The following is a 5,592-nucleotide window of genomic DNA, read 5'->3' as shown; positions in this document are numbered from 1 at the left end:
CCGACGACGATCACCCAGAAGTACCAGTACAGCCAGCCGACCGAGAAGCCGGCCCAGTTGCCCAGCGCCCGGCGGGCATAGTCGGCGAACGACCCGGTCGACGGGTTCGCCACGGCCATCTCGGCCAGCATGCGCATGACCATGATGATCAGGACCCCGGCGAGGCCGTAGGTGACGAACGCCGCCGGCCCGGTGTCGCCGATGACGACACCGGAGCCGACGAACAGGCCCGCGCCGATCACCCCGCCGATCGCGATCATCGTCAACTGACGCTGGCTCAGTGCCTTCTTCAGTGCGGGTGTTCCGCTCATGTCATCCCTCCGATGCTTCACGCGACGGCGTGCTCGCTCCCGGCGAGACCGACTGTCGGAGTCCGAAGGGTGTATTCGGCTGGGCGACGTCGAGGGGGGCTTCGGCCGCAGGGCCTCGAATTTCAATCGTAGGCCGAGGCCCCGTCCGTCGAGCGGGATTCGACGTCCGTCCCTCGCACCGTTTACCGGCCCGTGCGGCGGGTATCAATATCGGAACGTCCGGAGTGAGACCGCCGAGAACGAAGGTTCCGCTGATGACACTCGTGCCCCGGGTCGCGATCGCGCTGATCGCCGCAGGCCCCCTCGCCCTGTTCCTGGCCGCGCCCGCCGCCGCGGACCCGCCGGACGTGACGCTAGCCGCCGCCGTGGCCGGGAGCACCGTCACGACCACGCTGACCAACGACACCGGTGCCGACATCGTGTGCGGACTCGGTGGACTGCGGGCGGCGGACGACATCGTGAACCCCGAGTCCGTGGCGGTGTTTCACCGATCGAACGTGGTGATCGGGCCGGGACCGCAGGAGTTCGTGTTCGAGGCGGTACCCGACGGCGACTATCTGATCCACTGGATCTGCAGTGAGAATGCGGGTCCCGGTGACGAGGTGTGGGGTTCGGCGCCGCTCCCGGAGACCGCGTACGCGAAGCCGGCGACGGCGGAACCGCTCCCCGTCACCGTGCGAACGCAGACGTGTTTCGGATCGCTGTGCCTGCCGCCGGGACTGGGCCTCTGAGCGTACGCGTCATCCGATCGAATCGCGCTGTGCCCGAAGGAATTCCCGCTCGGCCGCGTTCTCGGTGCGGTCGTGCGCCGCGTCGTAGGCGCGGGCGGCCTCGCCGGGGCGCCCGACGCGGCGGAGAAGATCGGCCCGCACCGCGTGGTACAGGTGATAGTCGTCGAGGTCGAGCCGGTCGACGAGCGCCAGCCCCTCCGCCGGACCCCGCACCTCCGCCACCGCGACCGCCCGGTTCAACGCGACCACCGGGCTCGGCGCCAGCGACATCAGCTGGTCGTACAGCTGCAGGATCTGCCACCAGTCGGTGTCCGCGGCCGTCTCGGCGTCGCTGTGGACGGCGTTGATCGCGGCCTGAATCTGATACGGGCCCGGGATGTTCCGCCGCAGGCAGTCCCGCACCAGCGACTGCCCCTCGGCGACGAGGTCGCGATCCCACCGGCCGCGGTCCTGGTCGGGCAGGAGCACGAGTCGCCCGCCGGCGTCGGTACGGGCGGCGCGCCGCGATTCGATCAGCAGCATCAACGCGAGCAGCCCGGTGACCTCCGGTTCGCCGGGCATCAGCGCGGCCAGGAGCCGGCCGAGACGCAGGGCCTCGGCGCACAGATCCGCCCGCGTCAGCCGGTCCCCCGCACTCGCCGTGTATCCCTCGTTGAAGATCAGGTAGACGACGGCCAGGACGGCGCGGAGACGGTCCGGGAGATCCGTGTCGTCCGGCACCCGGTACGGGATCCGGGCGTCCCGGATCTTCCCCTTGGTCCGGACGAGGCGCTGCGCCATGGTCGGCTCGGGGACCAGGAAGGCGCGGGCGATCTCCGCGGTGCCGAGTCCGCCGAGGAGGCGCAGGGTCAGCGCGACCTGGGCGGAGGGTGCCAGTGCCGGGTGGCAGCAGGTGAAGATGAGGCGTAGCCGGTCGTCGTGCACGGCGGCCTCCTCCGTCGGTTCGTCGCGGGCGAGCAGCAGTGCGGCCTGCGCGTGCCGGTCGTGCCGGGACGCCTCGCGCCGCAGTCGGTCGATCGTGCGGTGCCGGGCGGTGGTGATAATCCACCCGGCGGGGCTCGGTGGCAGCCCGGCCGACGGCCAGCGCTGCACCGCCTCGGCGAAGGCGTCCTGGACGGCGTCTTCGGCGAGGTCGATGTCGCCGAACACGCCGACCAGGACGGAGACCGCGCGACCGTGTTCGGTGCGGAACACGTGTTCGATGTCGGCGGTGTCGATCACGTCAGTGGCTTCCGTCCCCGGCGTGGTGGGCGAACGGCCGGACCTCGATGGGCAGCGTCGTCGCCCGGGTGAGTTTGCGACCCCACCCGAGCGCGGCGTCGAGGTCGGGGGCCTCGACGATGGTGAATCCGCCGAGGTGTTCCTTGCCTTCGGTGTAGGGGCCGTCGGTGACGAGGACGTCGCCGCCGCGGGCCCGCAGCACGGTCGCGGTCGTCGGGGCGCAGAGTCCCCCGCTGAACACCCACGCGCCCGCGGACATCATCTCCTGGTTGAGGGCGTCGAGGTCGTCGGCGATCTTCGCGAGGACGTCGGGTTCGGGAGCGGGACCGTCGGGCTGGTACACGCTCAACAGGTACTGGGTCATGTCGGGTTCCTCCTGGGATCGGACGGTCGGCGCCTCGGGGTGTGCTGTGGCCGGCCGTCACCTCCTATACGAACGCCGGCCCGGCGAATCGACACTGTCCACGAAAAACTCTGTGCACGAAGGAAAGGCCCCGGGTGTGGTCAGTGGTGTTCGGATACAAGCACGGCGCGGGTTCCCGGCTCCAGCGCCTCGAACACGTGCGCGACATCGCCGGGGTAGGCGATGTAGTCGCCGGGCCCGAGTTCGACGGGGGCGCCCACCGGGCCGACGAGTGCGCGCCCGGCGCTGAGCACGACGTGCTCGATCACGCCGGGCATGTGCGGGTCGGATTCGCGGGCCGGGCCGGGTTCGACGGCGAGGCGGTAGAGGTCGCGGCGCGCGGACGGCGGGCAGGACGCGACGAGGGTGGCGCGGTAGTCGGCCCGGTCGGAGGTCAGTTCGGGTCCCTCGTCGGCCCGGATGACCTGGACGCGCGGGCGGGGCGGGTCGAGCAGTTGCGACATCGGCACGTCCAGCGCCACGCAGAGGGCCCACAGGGTTTCGACGCTCGGGTTCCCACCTCCTGATTCCAGTTGGGACAGAGTGGATTTCGCAACACCGGCCCGCCGGGCGACCTCGGTGAGCGACATGCCCGACCGTTCGCGCTCGCGGCGCAGCGAGGGTCCGATGTACCCCAGCGGGGATTGCCCGTCCATGGTTCCCTTCCCGACAGTGTTCATTATTTCGGCCACATTGTTCTACTTGACGAACGAATCGCTTTCTGTTCAGTATATAAGTCATGCGTTCGATGAAGCGAACACTCGGCTCGCGGGTCCTCCGCAGCATCGCGCTCGTGTGCCTGGCCGACGGACTGGTCGGCATGTCGTACGGCGCGATCGCGGTGGGCTCGGGACTCGACGTGTGGCTGCCCGTCGCACTGTCGGTGCTGGTCCTCGCCGGTTCCGCGGAGTTCCTGTTCGTCGGGATCGTCGCGGCAGGCGGCAGCCCGATCGCGGCTGCGATCGCCGGACTGCTGGTGAACGCGCGGCACCTGCCGTTCGGTCTGGCGGTCGGCGACGTGCTCGGGCGAGGGCCTCGGCGAATCGTGGGCAGTCACCTGATGAACGACGAGTCGGTGGTGTTCGCGCTCGGGGAGACGGACCCGGACCGCAGGCGCGCCGCGTACTGGGCGTGTGGGGTGGGGATCGCGGTGTGCTGGCCGCTCGGGGCCCTGCTCGGCGCGGTGGCGGGCAATACGATCGGCGACCCCGCTGCGCTGGGTCTGGACGCGATGTTCCCGGCGGTGCTGCTGGCCCTGGTGCTGCCGGCGCTGCGTGATCGGGACGTGCGGGCGCCTGCCCTGATCGGCGCCGTCGTCGCCCTGGCGGCCACGCCGGTCCTGCCCGCCGGGCTTCCGGCGCTCGCGGCGCTGGTGGGTCTGCTGGCGGGTGTGCGGCGGGCGGTGCTGCGGTGACCGGGCAGCTCGTGCTGATCGGGTCGGTGGGGGTGCTCGCGGCGGGCACGTTCGCGTTCCGGTTCGCCGGACCGGCGCTGCGGCCGCGGATCGCGACCCGGCCCTGGGTGGAGCGGACCATGGCGTCGGCGGCCGTGGTTCTGCTCGCCGCGCTGGTGGGCACCGCGGCGCTCACCGAGGGCCACGACCTCGCCGGAGTGGCGCGTCCCACCGGAGTCGTCGTCGCGGGCCTACTCGCCTGGCGGAAGGCGCCTTTCGTCGTCATCGTCCTGTCCGCTGCCGCGACGGCTGCCGGATTGCGGCTCCTCGGCGTGCCGTGAGCATGCATCATCGAGGGGTGTTATTTCATCTCTGTGCCACGTGCGGCGTCGAACAGGACCCGAACACCCCGCTCCCCGACGAGTGCGCGATCTGCGCCGACGAACGCCAGTACATTCCGCTCGGCGGGCAGGAGTGGACCACCGTCGAGGCGCTGGCCGGCGCGGGGTACCGCGCCGTCGAACACGAGGTCGAGCCGGGACTGCACGGCCTGTACGTGGACCCGAAGACCGCGATCGGTCAGCAGTCCCTGGTGATCAGCACCCCCGCCGGGTCGCTGCTGTGGGATCCGATCGGATTCGTCGATGCCGCGGCGGTCGACGCCGTCGCCGCGCACGGCCCGGTCATCGCCGTCGCGGGCAGTCACCCGCACATGTTCGGTGTGCAGACGCAATGGTCGAAGGCGCTCGGTGACGTCCCCATTCTGGTGGCGGAGGCGGACCGCTCCTGGCTGGCGCGGTCCGACGGGCCGATCGTGTTCTGGTCCGGCACCCACGAGGTGGCGCCGGGGCTGACCCTGCACCAGATCGGCGGGCACTTCCCGGGCAGTGCCGTCGCTCACTGGCGCGGCGGCGGTGACGGCCGGGGTGTGCTGCTCACCGGCGACGGCGTGTTCCCCAACCCGGACCGCCGCACCGTGTCGTTCCTGCGGTCGTACCCCAACCGGCTGCCGCTGTCCGCGGCGGTGGTGCGGCGCATCGCGGACCAGTTGGCGCACCTGGAGTTCGACCGCATCATCGGCAACTTCGACAACGTCATCGACCACGACGGCCGGGAGGCACTCGAGTACTCGGCGACCCGGCATTGCGCCTGGGTGACCGGGGAGTTCGATCACCTGACGTGACGGTCGCGGAACCGGCCACCACGCCGGGCGGCGCCCTCGAGCGGGCACTGTAATCGTTCTTCTCCGCCGACACGGTGAAAGCGGCTACCCTCCGCAGTAGCGTGAGCAGCGACTGAGGAGGTAGGTCTGATGGACTTGACAGCAATTGGTGTCGGTTTCGGCTACGTGGTCGTAGTCCTCACCATTCTTGTCGTCGTGGTCGGGGTGACGGCCCTGTTCGTGTTCTCGATCAAATCGGATTTCATCCCCCCGGACTCCACCGGAGCTCCCTCGGGCAGGAAGCGGATCGGCCGGGCGGAATAGCCGCGTCGAGCACCGGACGGCGGGCAGTCCCTCACGGAGGGGCTGCC

The 5,592-nt window shown here is 70.7% G+C and carries 9 protein-coding genes; 5 read left to right on the top strand and 4 right to left on the bottom strand.

Features of this window, described 5'->3' with window-relative positions:
• Positions 1–311 (bottom strand): amino acid permease (locus tag ACFTZB_RS42505; RefSeq protein WP_378441488.1); only part of this gene is annotated, 311 nt, incomplete at its 3' end.
• Between the two features lie 254 nt (positions 312–565).
• Here ACFTZB_RS42505 and ACFTZB_RS42500 point away from each other — a divergent pair.
• Entirely contained in the window at positions 566–1,042 is a 477-nt protein-coding gene (locus tag ACFTZB_RS42500) for a hypothetical protein (RefSeq protein ID WP_378441486.1), read from the top strand.
• Between the two features lie 9 nt (positions 1,043–1,051).
• Here the strand turns inward: ACFTZB_RS42500 and ACFTZB_RS42495 are convergent, their stop codons facing one another.
• From ACFTZB_RS42495 to ACFTZB_RS42485, 3 genes are all read right to left on the bottom strand, one after another.
• Entirely contained in the window at positions 1,052–2,263 is a 1,212-nt protein-coding gene (locus tag ACFTZB_RS42495) for an RNA polymerase sigma factor (RefSeq protein WP_378441484.1), read from the bottom strand.
• Between the two features lies 1 nt (position 2,264).
• Positions 2,265–2,627, bottom strand: coding sequence for a YciI family protein (locus tag ACFTZB_RS42490; RefSeq protein WP_378441482.1), 363 nt, complete (start codon positions 2,625–2,627; stop codon positions 2,265–2,267).
• A gap of 140 nt (positions 2,628–2,767) precedes the next feature.
• Positions 2,768–3,322, bottom strand: a complete 555-nt coding sequence (locus ACFTZB_RS42485) for a helix-turn-helix domain-containing protein (protein WP_378441490.1) — start codon at positions 3,320–3,322, stop codon at positions 2,768–2,770.
• Between the two features lie 83 nt (positions 3,323–3,405).
• Between ACFTZB_RS42485 and ACFTZB_RS42480 the strand changes: the two genes are divergently transcribed.
• The 4 genes from ACFTZB_RS42480 (at position 3,406) to ACFTZB_RS42465 (ending at position 5,545) form a co-directional block, all read left to right on the top strand.
• Positions 3,406–4,080 carry an AzlC family ABC transporter permease gene (locus ACFTZB_RS42480; RefSeq protein WP_378441481.1) on the top strand — a complete coding sequence of 225 codons (675 nt, stop codon included), beginning with the start codon at positions 3,406–3,408 and terminating at the stop codon, positions 4,078–4,080.
• Positions 4,077–4,400 carry an AzlD domain-containing protein gene (locus tag ACFTZB_RS42475; RefSeq protein WP_378441479.1) on the top strand — a complete coding sequence of 108 codons (324 nt, stop codon included), beginning with the start codon at positions 4,077–4,079 and terminating at the stop codon, positions 4,398–4,400. The genes ACFTZB_RS42480 and ACFTZB_RS42475 overlap by 4 nt, the downstream gene beginning before the upstream one ends.
• A gap of 17 nt (positions 4,401–4,417) precedes the next feature.
• A complete protein-coding gene (locus tag ACFTZB_RS42470; protein WP_378441477.1) occupies positions 4,418–5,242 on the top strand; it encodes a hydrolase in 825 nt (274 codons plus the stop codon).
• 129 nt (positions 5,243–5,371) lie between these two features.
• The gene (locus tag ACFTZB_RS42465; protein WP_276139875.1) at positions 5,372–5,545 is read left to right on the top strand and encodes an adenylate cyclase; all 174 of its coding nucleotides are present in this window, start codon (positions 5,372–5,374) and stop codon (positions 5,543–5,545) included.
• Positions 5,546–5,592 lie beyond the last annotated feature (47 nt).

Source organism: Rhodococcus sp. NPDC057014 (assembly GCF_042673295.1).
Classification (GTDB): Bacteria; Actinomycetota; Actinomycetes; order Mycobacteriales; family Mycobacteriaceae; genus Rhodococcus_F.
This window is presented reverse-complemented; position numbering and strand designations above follow the sequence as displayed.